General features: G+C 73.3%; 26 protein-coding genes. 14 read left to right on the top strand and 12 right to left on the bottom strand.

The genetic code is table 11. The features are described 5' to 3' along the window. The first annotated feature begins 61 nt into the window (after positions 1–61). Positions 62–367, top strand: a complete 306-nt coding sequence (locus tag MET2598_RS0105155; RefSeq protein ID WP_012333445.1) for a hypothetical protein — start codon at positions 62–64, stop codon at positions 365–367. 74 nt (positions 368–441) lie between these two features. Here the strand turns inward: MET2598_RS0105155 and MET2598_RS0105150 are convergent, their stop codons facing one another. Continuing rightward, positions 442–1,305 carry a DUF3108 domain-containing protein gene (locus MET2598_RS0105150; protein ID WP_012333446.1) on the bottom strand — a complete coding sequence of 288 codons (864 nt, stop codon included), beginning with the start codon at positions 1,303–1,305 and terminating at the stop codon, positions 442–444. Between the two features lie 271 nt (positions 1,306–1,576). On the opposite strand from MET2598_RS0105150, the gene rpmB reads away from it, so the two are divergent. Together rpmB and MET2598_RS0105140 are read left to right on the top strand one after the other, a co-directional pair. Further along, a complete protein-coding gene (gene rpmB, locus MET2598_RS0105145; protein ID WP_012333447.1) occupies positions 1,577–1,867 on the top strand; it encodes a 50S ribosomal protein L28 in 291 nt (96 codons plus the stop codon). A gap of 240 nt (positions 1,868–2,107) precedes the next feature. Next, entirely contained in the window at positions 2,108–3,265 is a 1,158-nt protein-coding gene (locus MET2598_RS0105140) for an FIST signal transduction protein (protein WP_012333448.1), read from the top strand. Between the two features lie 188 nt (positions 3,266–3,453). On the opposite strand, the gene MET2598_RS0105135 is transcribed toward MET2598_RS0105140, so the two are convergent. Continuing rightward, positions 3,454–4,104, bottom strand: coding sequence for a peroxidase-related enzyme (locus MET2598_RS0105135; RefSeq protein ID WP_018260092.1), 651 nt, complete (start codon positions 4,102–4,104; stop codon positions 3,454–3,456). A gap of 130 nt (positions 4,105–4,234) precedes the next feature. Between MET2598_RS0105135 and MET2598_RS0105130 the strand changes: the two genes are divergently transcribed. From MET2598_RS0105130 to flgH, 11 genes are all read left to right on the top strand, one after another. Further along, positions 4,235–9,082: an NAD-glutamate dehydrogenase gene (locus tag MET2598_RS0105130; protein WP_018260091.1), complete on the top strand. Its 4,848-nt coding sequence runs from the start codon at positions 4,235–4,237 to the stop codon at positions 9,080–9,082. Then, positions 9,079–9,720: a 5,6-dimethylbenzimidazole synthase gene (gene bluB / locus MET2598_RS0105125; RefSeq protein WP_012333451.1), complete on the top strand. Its 642-nt coding sequence runs from the start codon at positions 9,079–9,081 to the stop codon at positions 9,718–9,720. Before MET2598_RS0105130 ends, bluB begins: the two co-directional genes overlap by 4 nt. A 364-nt stretch (positions 9,721–10,084) precedes the next feature. Beyond that, positions 10,085–10,459 carry a DUF2794 domain-containing protein gene (locus tag MET2598_RS0105120; protein ID WP_012333452.1) on the top strand — a complete coding sequence of 125 codons (375 nt, stop codon included), beginning with the start codon at positions 10,085–10,087 and terminating at the stop codon, positions 10,457–10,459. Between the two features lie 83 nt (positions 10,460–10,542). Further along, on the top strand, positions 10,543–10,926 hold the full coding sequence (gene flgB, locus MET2598_RS0105115) for a flagellar basal body rod protein FlgB (protein ID WP_018260089.1): 384 nt from the start codon (positions 10,543–10,545) through the stop codon (positions 10,924–10,926). Beyond that, positions 10,926–11,339 carry a flagellar basal body rod protein FlgC gene (gene flgC / locus MET2598_RS0105110; protein WP_198293055.1) on the top strand — a complete coding sequence of 138 codons (414 nt, stop codon included), beginning with the start codon at positions 10,926–10,928 and terminating at the stop codon, positions 11,337–11,339. Before flgB ends, flgC begins: the two co-directional genes overlap by 1 nt. An 11-nt stretch (positions 11,340–11,350) precedes the next feature. Next, positions 11,351–11,689, top strand: a complete 339-nt coding sequence (locus MET2598_RS0105105; protein WP_018260088.1) for a flagellar hook-basal body complex protein FliE — start codon at positions 11,351–11,353, stop codon at positions 11,687–11,689. 14 nt (positions 11,690–11,703) lie between these two features. Then, the gene (gene flgG, locus MET2598_RS0105100) at positions 11,704–12,492 is read left to right on the top strand and encodes a flagellar basal-body rod protein FlgG (RefSeq protein ID WP_012333456.1); all 789 of its coding nucleotides are present in this window, start codon (positions 11,704–11,706) and stop codon (positions 12,490–12,492) included. 72 nt (positions 12,493–12,564) lie between these two features. After that, the gene (gene flgA / locus MET2598_RS0105095) at positions 12,565–13,083 is read left to right on the top strand and encodes a flagellar basal body P-ring formation chaperone FlgA (RefSeq protein ID WP_018260087.1); all 519 of its coding nucleotides are present in this window, start codon (positions 12,565–12,567) and stop codon (positions 13,081–13,083) included. Next, positions 13,083–14,195, top strand: a complete 1,113-nt coding sequence (flgI, locus tag MET2598_RS0105090; RefSeq protein WP_018260086.1) for a flagellar basal body P-ring protein FlgI — start codon at positions 13,083–13,085, stop codon at positions 14,193–14,195. Before flgA ends, flgI begins: the two co-directional genes overlap by 1 nt. After that, positions 14,192–14,725, top strand: coding sequence for a MotE family protein (locus MET2598_RS0105085; protein WP_018260085.1), 534 nt, complete (start codon positions 14,192–14,194; stop codon positions 14,723–14,725). The genes flgI and MET2598_RS0105085 overlap by 4 nt, the downstream gene beginning before the upstream one ends. Then, entirely contained in the window at positions 14,725–15,423 is a 699-nt protein-coding gene (gene flgH, locus MET2598_RS0105080; RefSeq protein WP_012333460.1) for a flagellar basal body L-ring protein FlgH, read from the top strand. The genes MET2598_RS0105085 and flgH overlap by 1 nt, the downstream gene beginning before the upstream one ends. Positions 15,424–15,743: 320 nt before the next feature. On the opposite strand, the gene rimM is transcribed toward flgH, so the two are convergent. The 10 genes from rimM to MET2598_RS0105030 form a co-directional block, all read right to left on the bottom strand. Beyond that, positions 15,744–16,373, bottom strand: a complete 630-nt coding sequence (gene rimM, locus MET2598_RS0105075; RefSeq protein WP_026190522.1) for a ribosome maturation factor RimM — start codon at positions 16,371–16,373, stop codon at positions 15,744–15,746. A gap of 7 nt (positions 16,374–16,380) precedes the next feature. Next, positions 16,381–16,740, bottom strand: coding sequence for a 30S ribosomal protein S16 (rpsP, locus tag MET2598_RS0105070; RefSeq protein WP_012333462.1), 360 nt, complete (start codon positions 16,738–16,740; stop codon positions 16,381–16,383). A 214-nt stretch (positions 16,741–16,954) separates the two neighbouring features. Further along, on the bottom strand, positions 16,955–18,535 hold the full coding sequence (gene ffh / locus MET2598_RS0105065) for a signal recognition particle protein (protein WP_018260084.1): 1,581 nt from the start codon (positions 18,533–18,535) through the stop codon (positions 16,955–16,957). Positions 18,536–18,548: 13 nt separating this feature from the next. After that, entirely contained in the window at positions 18,549–18,770 is a 222-nt protein-coding gene (locus MET2598_RS0105060; protein ID WP_012333464.1) for a glutathione S-transferase, read from the bottom strand. A gap of 165 nt (positions 18,771–18,935) precedes the next feature. Next, positions 18,936–19,847, bottom strand: a complete 912-nt coding sequence (locus tag MET2598_RS0105055) for an alpha/beta hydrolase fold domain-containing protein (RefSeq protein WP_018260083.1) — start codon at positions 19,845–19,847, stop codon at positions 18,936–18,938. Positions 19,848–19,862: 15 nt separating this feature from the next. Further along, positions 19,863–20,684, bottom strand: a complete 822-nt coding sequence (locus MET2598_RS0105050) for an SDR family NAD(P)-dependent oxidoreductase (protein WP_018260082.1) — start codon at positions 20,682–20,684, stop codon at positions 19,863–19,865. 189 nt (positions 20,685–20,873) lie between these two features. After that, on the bottom strand, positions 20,874–21,158 hold the full coding sequence (gene minE, locus MET2598_RS0105045) for a cell division topological specificity factor MinE (protein ID WP_012333467.1): 285 nt from the start codon (positions 21,156–21,158) through the stop codon (positions 20,874–20,876). Next, complete coding sequence (gene minD / locus MET2598_RS0105040; protein WP_012333468.1) at positions 21,155–21,970, bottom strand: septum site-determining protein MinD; 816 nt, start codon at positions 21,968–21,970, stop codon at positions 21,155–21,157. Before minD ends, minE begins: the two co-directional genes overlap by 4 nt. Positions 21,971–22,052: 82 nt before the next feature. Beyond that, complete coding sequence (gene minC, locus MET2598_RS0105035; protein ID WP_012333469.1) at positions 22,053–22,769, bottom strand: septum site-determining protein MinC; 717 nt, start codon at positions 22,767–22,769, stop codon at positions 22,053–22,055. A gap of 108 nt (positions 22,770–22,877) precedes the next feature. Further along, positions 22,878–24,743: a DEAD/DEAH box helicase gene (locus MET2598_RS0105030; protein ID WP_442918988.1), complete on the bottom strand. Its 1,866-nt coding sequence runs from the start codon at positions 24,741–24,743 to the stop codon at positions 22,878–22,880. Positions 24,744–25,108 lie beyond the last annotated feature (365 nt).

Below are 25,108 nucleotides of genomic sequence, written 5' to 3'. Positions count from 1 at the left end.
GGGCCCTTCCGCGCCGCGGAGGGGCCTTTTTGCTGGGCGCCGCGCGCCCCGGAGACAGCGCATGACCGCGGATGACAAGATCAACGGCCTCACCGTCCTGTCGGCGAGCCACGGCGAGATGATCGCCCGCCTGTCGGAGGCCCAGGCCGACGTGGCGGCCAAGCAGGTGGCGCTGCAGATGGCGATCGGCTTCCTCGCCCGGATCCTGCGCGGGATCGATTCCGACCATTACCGCCACGAACTCGGCGGCTATCTCGCGATGCTGGAGGACGCGCTCACCCGCGACGACCCGGATTCGGACCTCGCCAAGCGGGTGCTCGCCACCGTGCGGGCGACCCTGGAGACCGGCGACGCCGAGGAGGAGTGATCCGGGATCCGCTCGATCGAAGCGGATCCCGGATCACGAGCCTGCGCGGCGCCTGAGGGACGCCGACAGCCGCATTACTGCGCCACCGCGGCGGCCTGCGTGGCCTGCGCCTCGGCGCCGGACTGGGTCCAGCGCGTCGCCTCGATGATGTTGGTGCCGAGCATCGTGCGCACCGAGATGCGCAGGGGCAGCAGCACCCGCGCGCCCTCGACCGGGGCGAGCCACACCGACATGTCGGTGTTCTCCTCCATGAATTTCACGCCCGGCTTGTCGGGCCGGTGGCCCGTGATCGGCCGGTAGCGGGCGTTGCAGACCAGGACCGGCCCCGCATAGCCCGGCTTCTCCACCCGGCGGGTCTCGCCGTAGCTCAGGATCACGTCGAACCGGCTCGCCCCGTCGAAGACCGGGATCACCCGGTTGCAATTCTGCGGGTCGGTGAGGTCGCCCCGTCCCTGGGCGGGCATCAGCAGCGCGCTCACCGGATCGACCACGGCCCGCTTGCTCGCCGCGTCGACCGGCACCCGCTCGGGATCGACCAGGAGCGGCGGCACGATCTCGGAGGCGACCACGTTGCCCCGCGCCAGCGCCATGCGGACGGTGATCGAGGTGCTCGACGAGTGCGAGGACACCGCGAAGGTGCCGGGGATCGGGCGCCCGGACCCCGCGACCCCCGAGGCCCGGCCCGAGCCGTAGCCGCCGGTGATCGCGCCGACGAGGCCCGTGAGCTTGGCCGTCACGTCCATCCGGTAGCGCTGGCCCTCGATCGCTCCCGTCATCTGCGCGGTCCCGATCGGCACGCCGGCCAGCATGATGCCGTAATCCACCGTCACCGCGGTCGCGGCCGCCCGTGCGCGGGCCGCCGCGGCAGGGTCCGCCGGCCCCATCCCGAGCAGCAGGCCCGGGGCGAGGAGGGCCGGGAGGAAGGGCTTGGCACGCATGGCACAGACCGTGGTGAGGGGACGCGGGACGAGCCCGCCATCCGCAGGAATCGCGCGGCATCGTGACGAGTTTAAGGTTAACGCTTCGTCTCGGCGCCCGCGGGCGCGCGGACGTGACGCCGCTCACGCTTGACGAAACCGCCCTCTCTCCCCTATAGGCGCGAGCCTTCCTGGCTTTCGCGCGGTCCGGTCGCCGCCGCGGTCGCTGTTCCAGCGCCCGGCGTGAGCGTCAAGCGGCCCGTGGCCTATCGGATTGTGAAGGACTGATACCATGTCGCGTCGCTGCGAACTCACCGGCAAGGCCGTGCTCACCGGCCACTTGGTGAGCCACTCGAACCGCAAGACCAAGCGCCGGTTCCTGCCGAACCTGTGCAACGTCACCCTGCTCTCCGACACGCTCGGCCGCTCCGTGCGCCTGCGCATCTCGGCCAACGCCCTGCGCTCGGTCGAGCACCGGGGCGGGCTCGACGCCTTCCTGGTCAAGGCCGGCGAGCAGGACCTGTCGCAGAACGCGCGCCTGCTGAAGCGCGAGATCGAGAAGAAGCTCGCCGCCGCGGCCTGAGCGGCCCCCGCCGGGCGCGGCGTTCCGCGCCGCCGGCGGGCCCCCCGGGCACCCGATCGAGAGCCGCCGCCCGACCCGGGCCGGCGGCTCTTCGCGTCCGGGGCGGGATCGCGGCTGTGACGCCGTGTCGGGGCGGCCGCCCTTGCCGCGCTGCGCGTTCTGCCGCAGCGTGCTGCCCAACAGCCCGGCCGTGCCGGGATCCATCGGCCCGCTCGCGGCCGGGGTTGAGGGAGGCGTCCCGTGACGAAGGGTGGGCGCGCGCATCTGTGCGGCGTGCAGACCGCGTGGTCGGAGCTGGACCGGGCCGAGGAGGCCGTGGCGGCCATCGCCGACGCGATCGACGCGCGGCGGGTCGGCCAGCTCCTCGTCTTCTTCTCGCCCGCCTACGGGGCCGACGCGGTCGCGGCGGCGCTGGCGCGCCGCTTTCCGGGCATTCCGGTGGCGGGCTGCACCTCCTCGGGGGAGATCAGCCCGGCGGGCGGCCTCGATCGCGGCCTCGTCGCGGTCGCCTTCCCGCGCGAGGGCTTCCGGGTCGTCTCGACCGTGCTCGCCGACGTGGAGCAGCTCGACGTCGAGGCGGCGGTGGCCCGCGTGCGCAGCCTGCGCCTGCGCCTCGGCACCGAGGGGGCGGAGTACGGCCAGCGCTTCGCGATCTCGCTCATCGACAGCCTGACGCTGGCCGAGGAGCGGGTGACCTCGGCGGTCGCCTTCGGCCTCGACGCGATCCCCCTGGTGGGCGGCTCGGCGGGCGACGCGCTCACCTTCGCCCACACGGCGCTGATCCACGACGGGGTGGTCCATCACGGCGCGGCGATCCTGCTCATCGTGGCGACCGACCACCCGATCCAGGTGTTCAAGACCGACAACCTGGAGCCGCGGGCGGTGAAGTTCGTGGTCACCCAGACCGACGCCGAGCATCGCACGGTGCGCGAGCTCAACGCCGAGCCGGCCGCGGCCGAGTACGCGCGGGCGCTCGGCCTGCAGCCCGAGATGCTGACCCCGACGGTGTTCGCGGCCAATCCGCTCGCCGTGCGGGTCGGGGGCGACTACTTCTGCCGCTCGATCCACCGCCTCAACCCGGACGGCTCGCTGAGCTTCCTGTGCGCGGTCGACGAGGGGGTCGTGCTGACGCTGGCCGGCCGCAAGGATCTCGTGGCGACGACCCGGGACGAACTCGCCCGGCTCGACGCGTCGCTCGGCGGCCTCGACCTCGTCATCGGCTTCGACTGCGTGCTGCGCCGGCTCGACGCCGAGTCGCACCAGGTCCGCCACCGCCTGTCCGATCTCTATCGCCGCTACAACGTGATCGGGTTCGAGACCTTCGGCGAGCAGTACCGGGCGATCCACCTCAACCACACCTTCACGGGAATCGCGATCGGGGCGGGGTCGCGGGCGTGAGGGCGCGCCGCATCCCGGCGCGCGGGTGATCCGCGCGGCCGCGCCGGCAGCGCCCTCCTCGCCGCGCGCCATCCCGGCGGCCCGGGACGCCGACGCATCGGGCCGTCGCCGATGGCGGACCCGGGCTTCGCTCAGGCGCCGCGCGGGCTTGTGATACGTTTTCCGGAAGTGATCTTCCGGAAAACGTATCAGACCTTCGGCAAGGCGCGCGCGTCGCCGTGGTAGGAGCGGTTCGGCCGCATGTCGACCGCCGAGGCCATGCGGTTCGTCATGTTGAAGAAGCTCGCCACCGCCGCGATGTCCCAGATGTCCTTGTCGGTGAAGCCGGCATCGCGTAGCGCCTCGCGGTCCTCCTCCTCCACCGTCCAGGGCGCCTCGGTGAGCGCCACCGCGAAGTCGAGCATCGCCCGGTGGCGCGGCGAGAGCGACGCGGCCCGGTAGTTCATCACCAGCATCTCGCCGAGGACCGGGTCGCCCGAGAGCACGCGCACCGCCGCCCCGTGCGCGGTCAGGCAGTAGTAGCAGCGATTGGCGCTCGACACCGCCACCGCGATCATCTCGCGCTCCAGCTTCGACAGGCCCGACGGCGCCAGCATCAGGTCGCTGTAGAAGGTCACGAAGGCGTCGAGCTTGGCCGCGTCGTGCGCGTAGGCGAGCAGCACGTTCGGCACGAAGCCGATCTTCTCCCGGCACTTGTCGAAATAGGCGGCGAGGTCGGGGGGCAGCTCGGCCGCCGGCTCCAGGTCGAGGGCCATCACGGCGCCCTCGGTCTCCTGGAGGCGCGGGTGCTCGCCGACCTCCTCCTTGGCCACCTTCCTCTTCGGCTTCGCCCCGGCCATCGCGTCGTCTCCCTGTCGTCGCGACTGAGCTATAGATCGGGAAACGCACGCGGACGAGACGCCAGGGTTGCGGGCCGCCGAGGTCTATGTCACCCGTCGCCCGCTGACACCTCGGCGGGAGGGACGAGCCGTGGACCTGTCGACCGCGACGCCCGAAGCGCGGGCGAGCCGCACCGACCTCATCGCCGCCGCCGTCGCGGCGGCGGAGGCCCGCCGGGAGCCCGGCGACTTCGTCCGCGACCTGTTCGGCCGAGTCCCGCCCGAGGATCTCAACGCCTACGCGCCCGAGACCCTGGCCGACCTCGCCCTCGCGGCCCGCCAGCACCTCGCCGCGGCGCGGCCCGACGAGAGCGGCGCGGATCTGCGCCTCAACGACGTGGTGGTGGAGCGCGACGGCGGGCGGCGCGACGTCACCGTCCTGGAGGCCATCAATCCGAACCGGCCCTTCCTGCTCGATTCGACCCTGGCCGAGCTGGTGGCGCGGGGCTACGAGCCGCGCCTCGTCGCCCACCCGATCCTGGCGGTGGAGCGCGGCCCCGACGGCGCCCTGCTGCGCCTCGTGGGCGAGACCACCGCGGGAGCCGGCGACGCGCTGAGCCGCGAGAGCTTCATCCACATCCATCTCGACCGGATCGACGACGAGGGCGAGCGGGCGGGCCTCCTCGACGGCCTCGCCCAGGTCTACGCCGACGTGGCGGTCTCCACGCAGGACCACCGGGCGATGCTGGCCCGGCTCGACGCGGTCGCCGCCGCCTACGAATCCGCGCTGCCGCCGGTGGCGGCCGAGGAGGTCGCGGAGGCCCGCGCCTTCCTCGACTACATCCGGGCCGACCAGTTCACCTTCCTGGGGATGCGCGAGTACCGGCTCGGCGAGGGCGCCGAGTACCGGGGTGTGCGCGAGAGCGGCCTCGGCCTCCTGCGCGACGGCTCCGTCGAGGTGCTGCGCCGCGGCCGCACCATGGTGGCGATGACGCCCGAGATCCGCGCCTTCCTGGAGCGGCCCGAGGCGCTGATCATCACCAAGGCGAGCCTGATCTCGCGGGTCCATCGCCGCACCCACCTCGACATGGTCGGGGTCAAGCTCTTCTCGGGCGACGGGCGCGTCGCGGGCGAGCTGCGCATCGTCGGGCTCTTCGCGAGCACCACCTACACGAGCCGGGCCGAGGAGGTGCCGTACCTGCGCCGCAAGGTCGCGACCGTCGTGGCCGAGGCCGGGCTCGACCCGACCAGCCATGCCGGCCGCTCGCTCCTGCACGTTCTGGAGACCTATCCGCGCGACGACCTCTTCCAGATCGACACCGATCTCCTGCGCCGCTTCGCCCTCGCCATCGTGCTCCTGGCCGAGCGCCCGCGGGTGCGGGTGCTGGCGCGGGCGGACAAGTTCGGCCGCTTCGTCTCGCTCCTCGTCTTCGTGCCGAAGGACCGCACCGACGCGGCCCTGCAGAAGCGAATCGCCGCCCACCTCGCCATGCGCCTCGGCGGGCACATCTCGGCGATCTACCCGGATTATCCGGAGGGGCCGCTCGCCCGCTTCCACATCGTGATCGGCCGCCGCGAGGAGGTTCCGCCGGCGATCGATCCGGCCGAGCTCGAGGCCGAGGTGACGGCCCTCTCGCGCACCTGGGCCGACGGCCTGCGCGACGCCCTCGCCGAGGCCATGGACGGCGGCCGCGCCCGGGCGCTCGGAGCCTACTACGCCGAGGCGTTCCCGGCGGGCTACCGGGAGACCTACGACAGCGCTCAGGCCCTGTCCGACATCGCGATCCTGGAGCGGATCACGGCGGAGCGCCCGCGCGCCGTCGACCTCCACCGCCACCCGGGCGACCCCGAGACGCGGATCGGCCTCAAGGTATTCTCGAAGGGCAGCGCGCTGCCCCTCTCGGATCGGGTGCCGGTGCTGGAGAATTTCGGGTTCCGGGTCATCGACGAGCGCACCTTCCTGATCGGCCGGCCCGGCGCGCCGGAGACGGACGGGATCTGGCTGCACGACATGCTGCTCGAGCGCGCGGGCGGCGGGGCGATCGATCTCGCCCGGCTCGACCGCCCCGTCGAGGCGGCCCTGCTCGCCATCGCGCGCGGCCTCGCCGAGACCGACGCCTACAACCGGCTGATCCTGGAGGCCGGCCTCGGCTGGCGCGACGCGGCCCTGCTGCGCGCCCTCGGGCGCTACCTCCGGCAGTTGCGGATCCGCTACGGCCAGGGCTACCTCGCCGCCACGCTGAGCCGCCACCCCGCCCTGGCCGCCGGGATCGTCGCCCTGTTCTACGCGCGCTTCGATCCCCGCGCCGAGGGCGGTGCCGAGAGCCGCGCCGCCCGCGAGGCGGCCCTGCGCGCCGAGATCGAGGCCGGCCTGTCCGCGGTGACGAGCCTCGACGAGGACCGCATCCTGCGCCGCTTCGTGAACCTCGTGGAGGCGGCCCAGCGCACCAACTTCTTCCAGGTCGCCCCCCACGGCCTGCCGCCCGACACCATCGCGTTCAAGTTCCGCTGCGCCAAGGTCGACGGGATGCCGCTGCCGCGGCCGCTCTTCGAGATCTTCGTCTATTCCCCGCGCGTCGAGGGCGTGCACCTGCGCTTCGGCTACATCGCCCGCGGCGGCCTGCGCTGGTCGGACCGGCCGGAGGATTTCCGCACCGAGATCCTCGGCCTCGTGAAGGCCCAGCAGGTCAAGAACGCCGTGATCGTGCCGGTGGGCGCCAAGGGCGGCTTCTTCCCCAAGCGCCTGCCGCCCGCCTCCGACCGCCAGGCCTGGATGGCCGAGGGCACCGAGAGCTACCGGATCTTCATCCGCACCCTGCTCTCGCTCACCGACAACATCGTGGACGGGGCGATCGTCCCGCCCGCCGACACGGTGCGCCACGACGGGGACGACGCCTACCTGGTGGTCGCGGCCGACAAGGGCACCGCCACCTTCTCGGACATCGCCAACGCGATCTCGATCGAGCGCGGGCACTGGCTCGGCGACGCCTTCGCGTCGGGCGGCAGCCAGGGCTACGACCACAAGGCGATGGGCATCACCGCCCGGGGCGCCTGGGAGGCGGTCAAGCGCCATTTCCGCGAGATCGACGTCGACGTGCAGAGCCAGCCGGTGACGGTGGTCGGCGTCGGCGACATGTCGGGCGACGTGTTCGGCAACGGCATGCTGCTCTCGCGCTGCCTCAAGCTCGTGGCCGCCTTCGACCACCGGGACATTTTCCTCGATCCGGACCCGGACCCGGCCACCTCCTACGCCGAGCGCCGCCGCCTGTTCGAGCTGCCGCGCTCGTCCTGGGCCGATTACGACCGGGACAAGATCTCGGCCGGCGGCGGGGTCTTCCCGCGCTCGGCCAAGACGGTGCCGCTCTCGCCGGTGATCCGCGCCCGCCTCGGCTTCGACCGGGCCGAGGCGACCCCCGCCGAGGTGATGCAGGCGATCCTGAAGGCGCCCGTCGACCTGCTCTGGTTCGGGGGCATCGGCACCTACATCCGCGCCTCGGGCGAGAGCGACGACGAGGCGGGCGACCGCGCCAACGACGCCCTGCGCATCACCGGCGCGGAGGTGCGCGCCCGGGTGATCGGGGAGGGGGCCAATCTCGGCGTGACCCAGCGCGGGCGCATCGAGGCGGCGCGGCGGGGCATCCGCCTCAACACCGACGCGATCGACAACTCGGCCGGCGTCAACACCTCGGACGTCGAGGTGAACATCAAGATCGCGCTCACCACGCCCGAGCGCGACGGGCGGCTCGGCCCGGAGGCGCGCAACGCCCTGCTCGCCGGCATGACCGGCCAGGTCGCCGACCTCGTCCTGCGCAACAACCAGATCCAGACCCTCGCCCTGTCCCTCGCCCAGCGCCAGGGCGCGGCCGAGTCCGGCTTCGCGACGCGGCTGATGCAGGCCCTGGAGGCGGAGGGCCGCCTCGACCGCTCCGTCGAGTTCCTGCCCTCGGACGCGGCCCTCGCGGAGCGCGCCCAGGCCGACGAGGGCCTGACGCGGCCCGAACTCGCCGTGCTCCTCGCCTACGCCAAGCTGTCGCTCAAGGACGCGCTCCTCGACAGCGCCGTGCCGGACGATCCCTATCTGTCGCGCGAGCTCGATCGCTACTTCCCGCCGGTGCTGCTCGCCCGCTACCCGGACGCGGTGGCGAGCCACCGCCTGCGCCGCGAGATCATCGCGACGGGCCTCGCCAACGCGATCATCAACCGCGGCGGCCCGACCCTGGTGAGCCGCCTCTCCGACGAGACCGGCGCCGAGGCGCCGACCGTGGCGGCGGCCTACGCGGTCACCCGCGACGCGTTCGGGCTCCTCGACCTCAACCGGGCCGTGGACGGGCTCGACGGCGCCGTCTCGGGCGCCCAGCAACTCGCCCTCTACGCGGAGCTCCAGGACCTCCTGCGCCAGCGCATGGTCTGGTTCATCCGCCACGAGAGCCTCGGGGAAGGGGGCATCGACGCCGTGGTGGCGCGCTACCGGGACGGGATCGCGGCCGTGGCCTCCTCACTGTCCTCGGTGCTGCCGGCCGGCGCGCGCGAGGCCCTCGCCAAGCGCGGTCGGAGCCTCGCCGACCAGGGCGTGCCGGAGCCCCTCGCCGGGCAGCTCGCGGCCCTCGCCGAGCTCGGCGCCGCCCCCGACATCGTGCGGGTCGCCGAGGCGACCGGGCGCCCGCCGGTCGCCATCGCGGCGACCCACTTCGCCATCGAGGAGCTGTTCCGCCTCGGCCCGCTCACCCGGGCGGCCCGCGCCGTGCCGGTCTCCGACACCTTCGACCGCATCGCCCTGGAACGGGCGGTCGCCGGCATCGCCGCCGCGCACCGGGCGCTGACGGCCGAGGCGGCCGCGACGGGGGCCCAGGGCCAGGCGGCGGTGGAGAGCTGGAGCGCCGCCCGCGGCGCCTCGCTCGCCCGCATCCGCACCGCCGTCTCGGCGATCGCGGCCTCAGGCCTCACCGTGTCGAAGGTCTCGGTGGCGGCGAGCCTGCTGGCGGACCTGTCCAGGCCGTGACGGAGGCTCCCGCCTTTGACGCCGCCTTCCGCGAGCGTCTCGCGGACCTCGTCGCGTGGCGGCGCGACGTGCGCCGCTTCCGGCCCGACCCGGTGCCGGAGGAGGACCTGCGCGCCTGCCTCGCCCTCGCCTGCCTGAGCCCCTCGGTCGGCAACAGCCAGCCCTGGCGCTTCGTGCGGGTCGGCGACCCGGACCGGCGTCGCGCCGTGACGGAGAATTTCGCCCGCTGCAACGACGAGGCGGCGCGGGCCTACCCGGACGCGCGCGCCGCCGCCTACCGGCGCCTGAAGCTGGAGGGGCTGCGCGAGGCGCCCGTCCACCTCGCGGTGTTCTGCGACGAGGCGACGGAGAGCGGCCACGGGCTCGGCCGCGCCACCATGCCGGAGATGCTGCGCTACTCGGTCGTGCTGGCGATCCACACCTTCTGGCTCGCCACCCGCTCGCGGGGCCTCGGGGTCGGCTGGGTCTCGATCCTCGACCCGGCGCCGCTGACGGCGCTCCTCGGCGTGCCGGAGGCGTGGCGGCTCGTCGCCTACCTGTGCGTCGGCTACCCCCAGGAGGAGCACGCCGATCCGGAACTCGTGCGCCACGCCTGGCAGCCGCGCCTGCGGGCCGAGGACCTCGTCGTCGAGCGCTGACCGCCCCGGCGCCGGCAAAAAGGAAGACCGCACTCCGGGGAGGCGGCCTTCAAGGAAGGGTCTCGAAACCTCTGGAGGAGGCCCGGATCCTTCGCCGCCCGCGCAGCCGGGGCTGGCCGGGTGCCGGAGGGGCCGGACCGAGAGGTCGTGCCGTGAATACAGCGGCTTCGCGGCCGGGCGAAGGCACCATTTCGGCGGAATGATGACGCGTGGCCGGTCCGGGCGCGGCGGGGCGGCCGCCGGCCGAGACCTGTGCGAAGCCGGCAACGCGATGCGCCGCGTCGCCCTTGCGGGGCCGGGAGCGGCATCCCATCATGCCCGGCAGGGACGTGCGGAGACGTCCGGCGAGACCAGCGGAGGAACGATGACGGAAGGAGAGACCCCGGACAGTCGTCTACCGGGGGCTGAGGCGCGGGTGATCCCGTTTCCCCGCGCTGCCCCCCCGCCGGTCTCGTTCCATCGCAGCGAGCTGCGCGAGATCCTCAACCTCTACGGGCGCATGGTCGCGGCCGGAGAGTGGCGCGACTACACGATGGATTTCACCCGCGAGAAGGCGGTGTTCTCGATCCATCGCCGCACCTCGGAGCGCCCGCTCTACCGCATCGAGAAGGATCCCCGGCTCGCCCGCCGCCAGGGCGCCTACGCGGTGGTGGCCGAGACCGGCCGCATCCTGAAGCGGGGCCACGATCTCGCGCAGGTGCTGCGCGTGCTGGAGAAACCCCTGCGCGTCGTGTCCTAGGACCCTGACGCCAGCTTGCGCCAGCCTCAGGCAAGGTTGCGACCCTAGACCTCGGGATACGGAATGGTTCCGAGGATCCGACATTGAGCGGCATCTACCTCTTCGGCCTCGCGTCCCGGCAGGCGCAGTACCTCTCGGTGCGGCAGGCGACGGTCGCGGGCAACATCGCGAATGCCGACACGCCCGGCTACAAGGCGCGCGACGTCGTGCCCTTCGCCGAGGTGCTCTCCCGCGCGGGGCTGGACCTCGCGGCGACGTCCCAGGGCCATCTCAGGGCCGGCACGACCACTCCCACCGCGAAGGTGAAGCCGAGCGAGAGCTGGGACGCGATCCAGGGCGGCCACTCGGTCAGCCTGGAGCAGGAGATGCTGAAGTCCAACGACATCGCGCGCGACTTCAACCTCAACACGGCGGTGGTGAAGGCCTTCCACCGGATGATGCTGTCGGGCGTGAGGAGCGGCTCGTGATCGACCCTCTGACCGCCTCGGCGCGCCTCGCCAGCGCCGGGATGGAGGTGCAGTCGCTGCGGCTGCGCGTCGTGGCCGAGAACATCGCCAACGCCCAGTCGACGGGCGTGGACCCGGGCTCGGACCCCTACCAGCGCAAGACGATCACCTTCCGCAGCGAACTCGACCGGGCGGCGGGGGCCGCCACCGTGGGCGTGCGGGAGATCGGCGTCGACCGGGCGCCCTTCCGCGTCGAGCACGAGCCCGGCAACCCGGCGGCCGATGAGAACGGCGACGTCAAGTATCCCAACGTCAATGTCCTCATCGAGATGACGGACATGCGCGAAGCCAACCGCTCCTACGAGGCGAACCTGCAGATGATCAAGCAGGCCCGGGCCCTCGTGGCGAGCGTCATCGATCTCCTGAAGAGCTGAGGCGTGGCGCCATGATCGAGGCCGTCGCATCCCTGAACGCGCTGATCGACCGGACGGGACCGGTCTCCGGCCCCTCCTCGGCCGGGCTCCTTCAGGGCGTTCTCAGCCCCGCCCCGACCGCGATCCCGACGGGTCCGGCCTTCGGCGACGTCATGGCCCAGATCGCCTCCGGCATGCGCGACACCCTGCGCGCCGGCGAGGCGACCGCCATCGCCGGGCTCCAGGGCAAGGCTTCCGCCCAGCAGGTGGTGGAGGCAGTGCTCTCCGCCGAGCAGAGCCTGCAGACCGCCATCGCCATCCGCGACAAGGTCGTGGCCGCCTATCTCGAAATCAGCCGCATGGCGATCTGAGGATCCACCCCGACATGAGAGCGCTCGCCATCGCCGCCACGGGCATGAATGCCCAGCAGCTCAACCTCGAAGTCATCGCCAACAACGTCGCCAACCTGAACACGACCGGCTTCAAGGGCGCCCGGGCGGAGTTCACGGACCTGCTCTACCAAGCCGAGCGGCAGCAGGGCGTGCCGAACCAGACCGGACAGGAGGCGGTGCCCGAGGGGGCGCTCCTCGGCCTCGGCGTGCGGGCGGCCGCGATCCGCAACCTGCACCGCCAGGGTCCGCTCGCCCAGACCTCGAACAACCTCGACCTCGCCATCAACGGCCGCGGCTACTTCCAGGTCACGAACCCGAACGGCGAGGTGAACTACACCCGCGCCGGCTCCTTCAACAAGAGTTCGACCGGCCAGCTCGTCACCCTCGAAGGCTACGTGGTGGAGCCGGCAATCCTGTTCCCGGCCAACACCGTCGACGTCGTGATCAACCAGTCGGGGCAGGTCTACGCCAAAGTCGACGGGCAGGCGACGCCGCAGCTCCTCGGCCAGCTCTCGATCGCCAACTTCGCCAACGAATCGGGCCTGGAGCCCCTCGGCAACGGCCTCTACCGCGAGACCGCCGCCTCGGGCGCCCCCGTCACCGGCGTCGCGGGGGATACCGGCTTCGGCAAGGTCCAGCAGGGCTACCTGGAGAGTTCGAACGTCGATCCGGTCAAGGAGATCACCAGCCTGATCACGGCCCAGCGCGCCTTCGAGATGAACTCGAAGGTGATCCAGGCCGCCGACGAGATGGCCGGCACGGTGTCGAAGGGCATCCGGTAACCCGGCGCGCCGCGGCGGCGCCCGCGAGCGGCGCGGCCCCGGCGCGCCCGCGAAGGCGAGGATGCGATCACGATGGTCATGAGCAGTCGAACCCGGCGGGCGCTCGCGCTCGCCCTCCTGGCCGGCGCCTCGGGTGCCGGCATCGGCCCCTGCGCGGCCGCTCCCGCCGCCGCGGAGGCGCCGCCCGAGCGCGCGCCCGACCTCGTCCTCCCGGTCCCGGCCGTGACGATCTACCCGGGCGACATGATCAAGGAGACGATGCTGCGCGAGCAGTCCTTCCCGCCGACCTTCCGCGCCCGCGCCGCCGTGATCGACGCGCCCCTCGCCATCGTCGGCCGGGTGGCGCGGCGCACGCTCCTGCCCGGGGAGCCGGTGCCGGTCAACGCGGTAGACGATCCGCGCCTGGTCAGCCGCGGCACGCCCACCACGATGATCTTCGAGGAGAACGGCCTCATCATCACCACGCTCGGCACGCCGCTGCAGAATGGCGGCCTCGGCGAGGTCATCCGGGTGCGCAACACCGATACGGGCCGGATCGTCGTCGGCGTCGTCCAGGGCGACGGCCGCATCCGCATCGGGGACATGCGCTGATGGACCGGATCCTCGCGCTGCTGCTCGCCCTGCTGGTCGCGCCCCTCGCCGCGCTCCCGGCCCTCGCCGGCACCCGGATCAAGGACATCGCCGCGCTCCAGGGCGTGCGCGACAACCAGCTCGTCGGCTACGGGCTCGTCACGGGCCTCCAGGGCACCGGCGACACCCTGCGCAACGCGCAGTTCACCGAGCAGTCGCTGCAATCGATGCTCGACCGGATGGGCGTCAACGTGCGCGACTCGCGCCTGCGCACCCGCAACGTCGCGGCCGTGATGGTGACGGCCGACCTGCCGCCCTACGCGACCGTGGGCTCGCGCATCGACGTCACTGTGACCTCGCTCGGCGACGCGACCTCGCTCAAGGGCGGCACGCTCCTGATGACGCCGCTCTCGGGCGGCGACGGGCAGGTCTACGCCGCCGCCCAGGGGCCGATGGCGGTCTCCGGCTTCTCGGTGGGTGGCCAGGCCGAGACGGTCACGCAGGGCGTGCCGACCGCCGGGCGCATTCCGAACGGCGCCCTGATCGAGCGGCAGGTGCCGGGCTCGCTGCAGGACCTGCCGCAGCTCGTCCTCGAACTCAAGAACCCCGACTTCAAGACCGCGACCCTGATCGTCGACGCGGTCAACGCCTACGCGCTGCAGCGCTTCGGCCGGCGCGTGGCGATCCCGCGCGACCAGCGCTCGGTGGTGCTGCACAAGCCGCCCGCGATCGCGCAAACCCGCTTCATCGCGGAGGTCGGCGACCTGACCATCCAGCCCGACACCCCGGCGCGGGTGGTGGTGGATCAGCGCACCGGCACGGTGGTGATCGGCCGCAACGTCCAGATCTCCACGGTGGCGGTCACGCACGGCAACCTGACGGTCCGGGTCACCGAGACGCCCGAGGTCTCCCAGCCCAATCCCTTCTCCCGCAACGGCCAGACCGTGGTGGTGCCGCGCACCGAGGTCTCGGCCCAGGAGCAGCAGGGCCGCCTCGCCGTCCTGGGCGGCTCCGACCTCCAGACCCTCGTCAAGGGCCTCAACCAGGTCGGCCTGAAGCCGAGCGACATCATCTCGATCCTCCAGGCCGTGAAGACGGCCGGCGCCCTCCAGGCGGAGCTCGTGGTGCAATGAGGCGGCGTCCCCTCCCGGCGGGCTTCCTCCCGCCGCTCGCGGGCCTGCTGTCGCTCGCGGGGCTCGCGGGCCTGCTGTGGCTCGCGGGGCTCGCGGGCCCCGCCCGCGCCGCCGAGGAGGCGCCGCCCTCGCGGGCCGCGGCCTATTGCAACGGCATCGTGGACGCGGCCGCGGATGCGCGCGTGGCGTGGCAGAAGGAGACGCTGACCGCCCTCGAGAAGCAGGTCGAGGAGCGCATCAGGCAGCTCGAGGCCAAGCGCGCCGAGTACGAGGAGTGGCTGCGGCGGCGCAACGAGTTCCTGGCCAAGGCCGACGAGACCGTGGTGGCGATCTACATGAAGATGCGCCCCGACGCGGCGGCCCTCCAGCTCGCCAACATGCCGGACGAGGCGGCGGCGGCCCTCCTCACCAAGCTCAATGCGCGCACGGCGAGCAGCATCCTGAGCGAAATGGAGGCGTCGCGCGCCGCGCAGCTCGCCCGGATCATGACCGACGCCAGCAAGAAACCGAAGGACGGCGAGAAATCCTGATGAAGCGCCTGCTGACCTGCGCGGCCGTGGCGGGGCTCGGCGCCTGCGCCCAGCCCCTCGACCCGATCGGACGCCCGCCGCTGCTGACGCCGATCGGCACGGGCCTCGCCGCCCCGCGCGAGCCGCTGCCGGCCTCCTTCGCGGCCACGCCCCGGCGCAGCTACAGCTCGACCTGGGCACCCGGCGCCGCCGACCTGTTCCAGGACCCGCGCGCCCGCAACATCGGCGACGTGATCACGGTGAGCATCTCGATCAACGACAAGGCGCAGTTCGACAACGCCACCGATCGCTCGCGCAGCCAGAAATCGTCGCTCGGCTTCGATTTCAGCTACGGCGTCTCGGGCGTGAAGGACTCGGCCACCGCCGATGCGGGCATCCGCTCGGGCACCGAGACCAAGGGCAACGGCACCATCGACCGCAAGGAGAACCTGAGCCTGTCGGTCGCGGCCGTGGTCACCGACACGCTGCCGAACGGCAACCTCCTGATCAGCGGCTCGCAGGAGGTGCGCGTCAACAGCGAGGTGCGCGTGCTCACCGTGGCGGGCATCGTCCGGCCGCGCGACATCACCCGCAAGAACACGATCGACTACGACAAGATCGCGGAGGCGCGGATCTCCTACGGCGGGCGCGGCCGCATCACCGACGTGCAGGACCCGACCATCGGGCAGCGGGTCTTCGAGACCGTCACGCCGTTCTGATCCGCTGTCCGGACGATCACGTCCGTTCAGCGGATGACGAGCCCGCGCGGCGCCTGAGCGAAGCCCCAATCCGCCATCCCGAAGGGATCAAGCGGATGTGGGACGACAAGCCCGCGCGGCGCTTGAGCGACGCCGACATCCGCGTTGCCGAAATGGGAGATGGCGAAGCAATCAGCCGGATGTCGGATGACGGCGCCGGTTCTGCGGTGTTCGGGGCATACCCATTCCGCTCGATCCCTTCCGCATGGCGGATTGGGGCGTCGCTCACGCGCCGCGCGGGCGCGCGATCCGGGATCCGCTGCGATCAACCGGATCCCGGATCAGCCCTCGCCCTCCGGCGGCGGGCCGGGCGGGGCGAAGAGATCCTCGGGCGGCGCGATCGTCACGCGGCCGGCCGCGATCTCGACCTTCGGCACGAAGAGGCGGGTGAAGGGCAGGAGGGCCGGGCGTCCGCCGCCCTCGGGCTCGATCTCCAGGAGGTCGCCGCCGCCGTAATTCGGCACCGCCCGGATCGTGCCGAGCCGCGTGCCCGCCGCATCCACCGCGGCGAGACCGACGAGGTCGGCGGTGAAGAACTCGTCCTCGTCCTCGGGCGCGCCGAGGCGGTCCCGGGGCACCGAGAGGGTGAGGCGGTTGAGGCCCTCGGCCGCGCTGCGGCCCGCGACGCCGGCCACCCGCGCCACCAGGATGTCGGGCGTTCCCGCGGCGGGGCGCAGCGCCGTCAACTCCACCACGCGGCCGTCGGAGGCGAGGAGCGGCCCGTAGCCGCCGATCGCCATCGGCTCGGCGGTATAGGATTTCAGCCGCACCTCGCCCTGGAGGCCGTGCGCGCGGCCGAACTCGCCGAGCACGACGAGTCTCGCGTCCGGCCCCGGCGGGGCCGCGCCGGCCGCGCCCCGTCCCGCGCCGGCGCGACCGGATGGGGCGGGGCGCTGGGGCCGGCGCGCCATGGAGGCGTTACGCCGCGGCGTCGTCGCCGGCGCCGGCCTTCTCGGCGCGGGCGGCGGCGCGCTCCTTGGCCTTCTGGCCCGGCTCGGCCTTCTTCGGGTTGTTGCGGGCCGGGCGCTTGGCGAGGCCGGCGGCGTCGAGGAAGCGCAGGACGCGGTCGGTCGGCTGCGCGCCCTTGGCCAGCCACGCCTGGATCTTCTCGGATTCGAGCGACACGCGGGCCGGGTCGTCCTTCGGCTTCATCGGGTCGTACACGCCGACCTTCTCGATGAAGCGGCCGTCGCGCGGCGAGCGCGAATCGGCGACGACGATGCGGTAATAGGGGCGCTTCTTGGCGCCGCCGCGGGTCAGGCGGATCTTCAGGGACATTGTCTCACCTCTTCACTCAGTCGCTTGTCACCACGTGCGCGGGAGACGCGCGATCGCGCTCCCGCCTTCCGGAGGGGCCGCCGGGCGGCACGCCTCCCCATCGATCTTCCCGCTCTCGAGAACGTCGATCCCCAAGCCGGGCCGGTCGGCCCGATCACTTCCCAAGCCGGGCCGATCGGCCCGGTCACTTCCCAAGCCGGGCCGGTCGGCCCGCTCACTTCTTCTTGCCGAAGGGCAGGCCCCCGAGGCCCGGCAACCCCGGCATCTTGCTCCCGCCGAGGCCCGGCAGGCCCGGCGCCTTCCCGGGCGCGCCCCCGAGCCCGGGCGGCATCGGCGGCAGCTTGCCGCCGAACTGCTTCTCCAGGGCGGCGATCTGCTCGGGCGTGGGCTCCGGCATGCCGCCGCCCATCATCCGGCCCAACCCCCCGAGGCCGCCGCCGGGGCCGCCCCCGCCGAGCCCGAACATCGAGCCCAGCGCCTGGCCGATCCCGCGCTTGCCCGACCCCATCGCCTTCATCATGTCGGCCATGGTCCGGTGCATCTTCAGCAGCTTGTTGATCTCCGCGACGTCGACGCCCGCGCCCTTGGCGACGCGCTTCTTGCGCGAGGCCTTGAGGATGTCGGGGTTGCGCCGCTCCTCGGGCGTCATCGACGAGATGATGGCGCGCTGGCGCCGGAACATCTTCTCGTCGAGATTGGCGCCCTCGACCTGCTTCTTGATCTGGCCCATGCCCGGCAGCATGCCCATCAGGCCGCCGATGCCGCCCATCTTCTCCATCTGGCCGAGCTGCATCGCGAGGTCGTCGAGGTCGAACTTGCCCTTGCGCATCTTCTCGGCGACGCGCAGGGCCTGTTCCTGGTCGATGGTCTCCGCCGCCTTCTCGACGAGCGAGACGATGTCGCCCATGCCGAGGATGCGGTTGGCGACGCGGGCGGGATGGAATTCCTCGAGCGCGTCGACCTTCTCGCCGGTGCCGACGAGCTTGATCGGCTTGCCGGTGACGGCGCGCATGGAGAGGGCCGCGCCGCCGCGCGCGTCGCCGTCCATGCGGGTGAGCACGATGCCGGTGACGCCGAGGCGCTGGTCGAAGGCGCGGGCGGTGTTGACCGCATCCTGACCGGTGAGCGCGTCGGCGACGAGCAGCACCTCGTGCGGGCGGGCCGCCGCCTTCACCTCGGCGGCCTCCTGCATCAGCGCCTCGTCGAGGGTGATGCGGCCGGCCGTGTCGAGCATCACCACGTCGAAGCCGCCGAGCCGGGCGGCCTCCATGGCGCGCTTGGCGATCTGCACCGCCGATTGGCCGGCCACGATCGGCAGGGTCTCGACGCCGACCTGCTTGCCCAGCACCGCCAGCTGCTCCATGGCGGCCGGGCGGCGCGTGTCGAGGGAGGCCATCAGCACCCGGCGCTTCTCGCGGCCGTTCAGGCGCCTGGCGATCTTCGCCGTGGTGGTGGTCTTGCCCGAGCCCTGCAGGCCGACCATCAGGATCGCCACGGGGGAGGGGGCGTTGAGGTCGATGATCTCGGCCTCGGCGCCCAGCATCGCCACGAGCTGGTCGTTGACGATCTTCACGACCATCTGGCCGGGCGTGACCGATTTCAGCACGGTGGCGCCGACCGCCTGCTCGCGCACCTTCTCGGTGAAGTCGCGCACCACTTCGAGGGCGACGTCGGCCTCCAGGAGGGCGCGGCGCACCTCCCGCAGGGCGGCGGTGACGTCCGCCTCGGTCAGCGCGCCGCGGCGGGTGAGCCCCGACAGGATGCCGGAGAGGCGATCGGAGAGGCCTTCGAACATCGGATCCTCGCGCCTACTCGTCGTTGCCCGCGCTGGCCGCCCGGCGCACCTGCAGGGCGCCCTCGAAGTGCCGGATCGCGGCCTCGAACTTGTCGCGGCAATCGGGATTGCAGAATCCCACCACGGCGCCGTTGTAGAGCGTCAGCGAATCGGCGGCGATCGGCCGGCCCGACCAGGGGCAGGCCGTGTTCACCGCGTCCTCGATGCGCAGTCGCGCGGGGCTGGTCTCAGTCATCCGTGATCCCGGCTCGCGGCGCCGCTCCGCCCAACGCCGGACGCGCCCGAGGGCGCGTCGCGCTGTCGGGCGTTGGCCTCCGGCCTCGGGGGACCGGTCGGCGGGTCGGGTCGGGACGAAACGTCGCCTGGAAGCCGGAGCCCCTAGAGGGTGTCGAGGCGAATGTCAACGCAGGGCGGAGGCGCGCTCCCGCGCGGCCGCGAGGTGCCCCTCCAGGAAGGCCCCCGCCTCCGCCAGGGAGCGCCGGGCCTCGGGCAGGAACGAGGAGGCGAATTGCCAGGCATGGGGCACGACCGGCCAGACCGTGAGCGCCACCGTCACGCCCGCCTCCCGCGCCCGGGCGGCGAAGCGCACGGAATCGTCCCGCAGGATCTCGCGCTCGCCGACGTGGAGCAGGATCGGGGGCAGGCCGCGCAGGTCGCCGTGGAGGGGCGACACCAGGGGATCGGCCGGGTCGTGGCCGCCCAGATAGGCCCGCTGCAGCAGCGGGAAGCTCTCGACCGAGAGCATCGCCTCGCGCCCGGCATTCTCGGTCAGCGAGGGGCTGCCGCCGAGGAGGTCGGTGGCGGGCGAGAAGGCCGCCGCCGCCGCCGGGAGCCGCCCGCCCGCGTCCCGGAGGCGCAGCAGCAGGGCGAGGGCGAGGTTGCCGCCCGCCGATTCGCCCGCGAGCACGGCCGGCCCTTCGGCCGCGAAATCCGCCCAGGCCGCCGCCGCGTCGTCGAGGGCCGCCGGGAAGGGATCCTCGGGGGCGAGGCGGTAGTTCGGGGTGAAGATCCGGAAGCCCTGCCGCGCGAGCCCGCCGATCAGGGGTCGGTGGGTGCGCGCCGAGCAGGCGACGAAGCCGCCCCCGTGCAGGTAGAGGAGGCGCGGCGCGGCCGCCGCGAGACCCTGGCGCTCCGCCCATTCCCCCGCGATCCCGCCGACCTCGCCGGGCCGGAAGGCGATGCCGGGCGGGTCCGGGAAGGCGGCGGAATCGAAGACGCGCCGGACCTGTCGGACGTCGGTGACGCCGGACAGGCGCCGCTTGACCTGCCGCCGGACGATCCAGGCGAGGAGATGGGCGCGCAACGAGGCCATGCCGCGAGAATCCTCCTACTCGCCGAGCGCCCGGCGGATCACCGCCCAGTAGCGCACCGGCATCAGGCGCTGCAGGAGGACGACCTGCCGCGCGTCGGCGCCGACGATGAGGCGGGGCGTGCGCCGCGCGATCCCGGCGAGGATCCGGTCCGCCGCCGCCGCGGGGGCGAGGCGCAGGTGGCGCTCGAAGGCGGCGCGGCCGCGCGCGGCCTCGGCCGGGTCGACCCCGGCCCCGGTGCGGGCATTGCGGGCGATGGCGGTGGCGACGCCGCCCGGATGCACCACCATGACGTGGAGCCCCGTCCCCTCGTATTCGTGGCGCAGGGCCTCCGAGAAGCCGCGCAGCGCGAACTTGCTCGCCGCGTAGGCGGTCTGGCCCGCCGGCGCGATGATCCCGTAGAGGCTCGACAGGTTGACGATCATCGCCTCCGGCCGCCGGCGCAGGGCCGGCAGGAAGGCGTGGGTCATCCGCACCGCGGCGCGGAAGTTGATGTCCATCAGCCACTCGAACTCGTCGAGGGCGAGGTCCTCGAAGCGGCCGGCGAGCGCCACCCCGGCATTGTTGACGAGGAGGTCGAGGTCGCCGTGGCGCTCCTGCACGGCCTCCGGCAGGGCCGCGATGCAGGCCGCCTCGCGCAGGTCGAGGGGGTGGGTGCTGAGCGCGGGCGCGCGCCCGTCCAGGGCGGCCGCGACCCGGGCGAGACCCTCGGCATCCCTGTCGACCAGGGCGAGGCGGGCGCCGCGCGCGGCCAGGGCCTCGGCCAGGGCCGCCCCGATCCCGCTCGCCGCGCCGGTGATCAGCGCCGTCCTGCCCCGCAGCCCGAATGATCCCGCCACCGACCGGCCCCCTCGCCCCGCAAGGCCTCTTGGCCCCGCAGGGCTCCCTCAGCCCCGCAGGGCCTCTTGGCCCCGCAAGGCCTCTTGGCCCCGCAAGGCCTCTTGGCCCCGCAGGGCCTCCCCGCGTCATCGCGCGAAGGAGGCCCGGGTTGCAAGCGCGAGGGGCCCGGTCTCCGGGGCGCGGGCCGGTCAGGCCCGCTTGCGGGCGGGCTCGCGGGTCTCGGGGACGGGCCGGGCCGGCAGCTCGACGTCGATCTCCAGGAGCGAGACCCCCTCGCCGCGGTCCATCGACACCTTGACCTTCTCGCTGTCGATGGTGACGTGCTTGGCGATGACGGCGAGGATCTCCTCGCGCAGCACCGCCGCGAGGTCGCTCCGGCCGGAGGCGGCGCGCTCGTGGGCGAGCAGGATCTGCAGGCGCTCGCGCGCGATGGGGGCGCTGGCGCGGCGGGTGAAGAACGGCAGGAGTGTCATGCGGCCCTCCGCGACAGGAGACGGTTGAGGAAAGACTTGCGCTCGCTGGGGATCGTCATTGCGACGGTCTCGCCGCAGAGCCGGCGCGCCGCGTCCAGGTAGGCGCGGGCGGGCGCGCTCGCCGGGTTGTTGAGCGTCACCGGGTTGCCGACGTTGGAGGCCTTGAGCACCTCCTCGCTCTCCGGCACCACGGCGAGCAGCGGAATCGACAGGATCTCCAGCACGTCCTCGATCTTGAGCATCTCGCCCTTGTCCGCCCGCGAGGGGGCGTAGCGGGTCAGGATCAGGTGCTTGTCGATCGACTCGCCGGCCTCGGCCCGCACCGTCTTGGAATCGAGCAGCCCGATGATCCGGTCCGAGTCGCGGACCGAGGACACTTCCGGGTTGGTGACCACCACGGCCACGTCGGCGTGGCGCATCGCCAGGGTCGCGCCGCGCTCGATCCCGGCCGGGCTGTCGCAGACGATCCAGTCGAAACGCTCCCGCAGGGCCTCGATCACGCGGGCGACGCCCTCCTCGGTGAGCGCGTCCTTGTCGCGGGTCTGGGAGGCGGGGAGGAGGGAGAGGGTGTCGAGGCGCTTGTCGCGGATCAGGGCCTGGGCGAGCTTGGCGTCGCCCTGGACGACGTTGATGAGGTCGTAGACGACGCGGCGCTCGGCGCCCATCACCAGGTCGAGGTTGCGCAGGCCGACGTCGAAATCCACCAAGCAGACATTCGCGCCTCCCTTGGCGAGGGCGGCGCCCAGGGCGGCGGTCGTGGTGGTCTTGCCGACCCCGCCCTTGCCCGATGTGACCACCACGACCTTTGGCATGCTGCACCTCGTTGTTCGTTGGGCGGTCCCGGCCGCCTGCCGTTCGGGGGTCGCCCGGGCGCCCGAGGGCGCGGGGCGGACGTCAATCGAGCACTTTCATCCGCATCGCGTCGCCGTCGAGCCAGACATGCACCGCCCGTCCGAGCAGGGACGGCTCGATGTCGTCGGCGACGCGGTAGAGGCCGTCGATCGCCAGCAGTTCCGGCGCGAACCGGCTGCTGACGATCCGGGCATTGGCGTTGCCGGCCGCCCCCGCGATCGCCCGCCCGCGCAGGGCCCCGTAGACGTGGATCGACCCGCCCGCGATCACCTCGGCGCCCGAGGCGACCGACCCCATCACGGTCACGTCCCCCTCCGGGAACAGGACCTGCTGGCCCGAGCGCACGGGTGCGTCGAGCACCAGCGAGCCGACGGTGGTCGGCCGCTCCGGCAGGGCGATCGGCGCCGGCGCCGGTTCCGGCTCGCCCGGCACCGGGATCTCGCCGCCGGCCCGGCCGCCGGTCAGCCGCGGCGGCAGGCCGCTCGTGAAACCCGCCGCGCCCGCCCCTTCGAGCCCCATGATCGGGATCCCGCGGGCGGTCAGATCCCCCACGAGGACCGTCAGCGCCTCGGCCGAGGGCTTCAGCGCGGTCACGTCGAGGATCACGGCGCGGCCGGCGAAGAAGGCCGGCGAGCGCTGCATCAGGGCGTCGAGGTCTGAGAGCCAGGCCTCGACGGGCGCCTCGGGGGCGAGGACCACGGCCAGGAAGGAGCGGCCGCGGAAGCGGATCGGCGGGCGGGCGGGGGTTGAGTGGGTCACGGGTTGATGATTCGTTACCGTTCTATTTCGCGCCCGGATGGTTAGCGAGTGGTTAACACCAGAGCGCGAAGTTTAAATTTCCCTAACGTCATACGCGAGTCTCCCCCGTCAGCGGCCGGCGGCGCGCCGCTCCCCGGCCCAGCGGCGGCGGGCCGTCCAGGCGTAGCGGGCGTCGCCGTCGAGGAGGTGGAGGTGATCCGCGAGGCGGTTGCGTTCGAGCCATGCGAGGGCCGCCTCGAGCTCGGCCACCGTCATGGCGGTGCGGGCCTTGTTCCCGAACAGCCGCTTCAGCACGGCGTTGTAGCGGTGGGCGAGGCGGCCGGTGCGCGGCAAACGCAGCTCGGCCTCGTCCTCCACCGCCTGCGCGGTGACCAGGGCGGCGACCCGCCGGCGCAGCTGCCGCTCGGCGGCGGAGGGCGGCAGCGGTGGGTCGGCCGGCATCTCCGGCCGCACCAGGGCGAGCGCCGGCCCCGGCCGCAGCATGGCGTAGCGCAGCCCGAGGGCGTTGCTCTCCAGGGGCACGATGCCCTCCTCGCCGCGGGGCGGGAGCGGATCGCGCGGCGCGGCCGAGATGCTCCGCGTCCGGCGCGCGGCGGCCCCCTGCTCGGCTTCGATCCGCGCCCGGAAGCGGGCGAAGAGCGGGTCGTCCGGGTGGAAGACGACGGCGTGCTGCTCCCCGTAGGGCCCGGCCTGGGGGTCGACCCGCGTCGCCCGGGCGATCATCTGCTCGAGCCAGGGGCGGCTGCGGATGTGGGTGAGCGCCGCCACCACGGCCACCTCGGGCGCGTCGAGCCCCTCGTAGGCCATGGCCACGGTGACGAGCGCGGCCGGCTCGGGCGCGAGCCGGAAGCTGGCGAGCGCCGCGTGGGCCTCGGGCTCGGAGGAGACGGCGATGCGCGCGTCGCGGGCGGCTTGGCCGGCGGGCATCCAGCCGCGCAGCATGGCGAGGTAGCTCTGCGCGCTCGCCTGGTCGGGCGCCACCACCAGGAGCTTGCCGAGCCCGCGCGCCGCCTCGCCCGGTCCGAGGCCGCGGGCCGCCCGCCGCGCCGCCCGCAGGCGCCGCGTCGCCAGGAAGGCCTCGTGCAGCAGCGCGCGGGCGAAGCCGGTGCGCAGGGCCGTGAACAGGGCCGGCCGGGTCGTCGCGCGCGGCGCCGAACCCGACAGGCGGTGCGGGCCGACCCGGGCCTGCCCGTCCGCCCGGCCGCCCTCGAGCCAGCTCGCCTCGCCGTCGAGGGCCCCGAACTGAACCGGCAGCACCGCGCGCTCGGCGAGCGCCTGCGCCCGCGAGTAGCCGATCACCGCCCAGCCCGGCGCCGCCGTGTCCGGCACCGGGGCGCGGCCGGCCTCGCCGTCCCGGTAGGGGAGCCACAGGATGCGCCTCCCATCCGCCCGCTCCAGGGTGCCCGACAAAAGGAGGCGCAGCCGCGCGTGCTGGAACAGCGGCAGCAGCGCCCGGCTCCAGGCCGCCGCCTCGCCCTCCGGCACCTCCCCGCCCAGGGCGGGGAGGTGGTGCACCTCGTCGATCACCAGCAGGGTGTCGCTCCGCCGCATCTCGGCGAGGTGCAGGGAAGGGGCGGCGGCGACTGCCTGGTAGGTGGTGACGTAGCCGGAAAGGCCCCTGGCGGGATCGGGGGTGTTGTCGGCGGCGCGCACCGAGAGGGCGTGGCCGAGGGCCGCCCGCCAGGCCGGATCCGCGAAGGCCTCCTCGGCCTGCAGGCGCAGGGAGTCGCGCGGCACCACCCAGACCACCCGCCGCACGGTGCCGGCCGCGATCAGGCGGGCGGCCGCGATGACGGGCAGGAGCGACTTGCCCCCGCCCGGCGTGACGGCCGCGAGGATGTCGGTGACCTCCGCCGCCGCGCCGCCGGCGATGGCGGCGACCAGTTCGGCGAGGGCGCGCTGGTGGCTGCGCAGGGGACGGGGGGCGCTCACGGGGCGAGGATGCGACTCATTCCGGCCAGCATGGCCGAACATCGCGCATTTGTGAATCCTTACGCTGTGTCAGGTTCAGTCGCGGCCCGACCGTCATGCGGTACTGTCCGGTTTCGAGCTCGCAAGAACTGCGAGACGACGGCACTCGGGCGGGGCTGGAGCGCAGGTTTTCGTCGAGACATTCTGGGGAAGAGGGCGAGTTCAGTCCGGCGGGGCGGCAGCGATCGGGCGGCGGGCGCGGCGGTCTCGTCCTCGATCCCGGAGCGCTGGTCTCTCGTCCGCCCTGCCGGCGCGGCGCGGTCTTGTGCCGGGATCATGCCTCGCAGGCGCGCGGACGGGCAGGCGGGCCGCCCGCGCCGCGGGGAAGACTGCGGCGGAGCGGGGCCGCGTCGTCGGCCGACCCGTCC

This window comes from Methylobacterium sp. WSM2598 (assembly GCF_000379105.1).
Taxonomy (GTDB): Bacteria; Pseudomonadota; Alphaproteobacteria; order Rhizobiales; family Beijerinckiaceae; genus Methylobacterium.
Note: the sequence above shows the minus strand (reverse complement) of the source record. Positions and strands in the feature narration are given on the sequence as shown.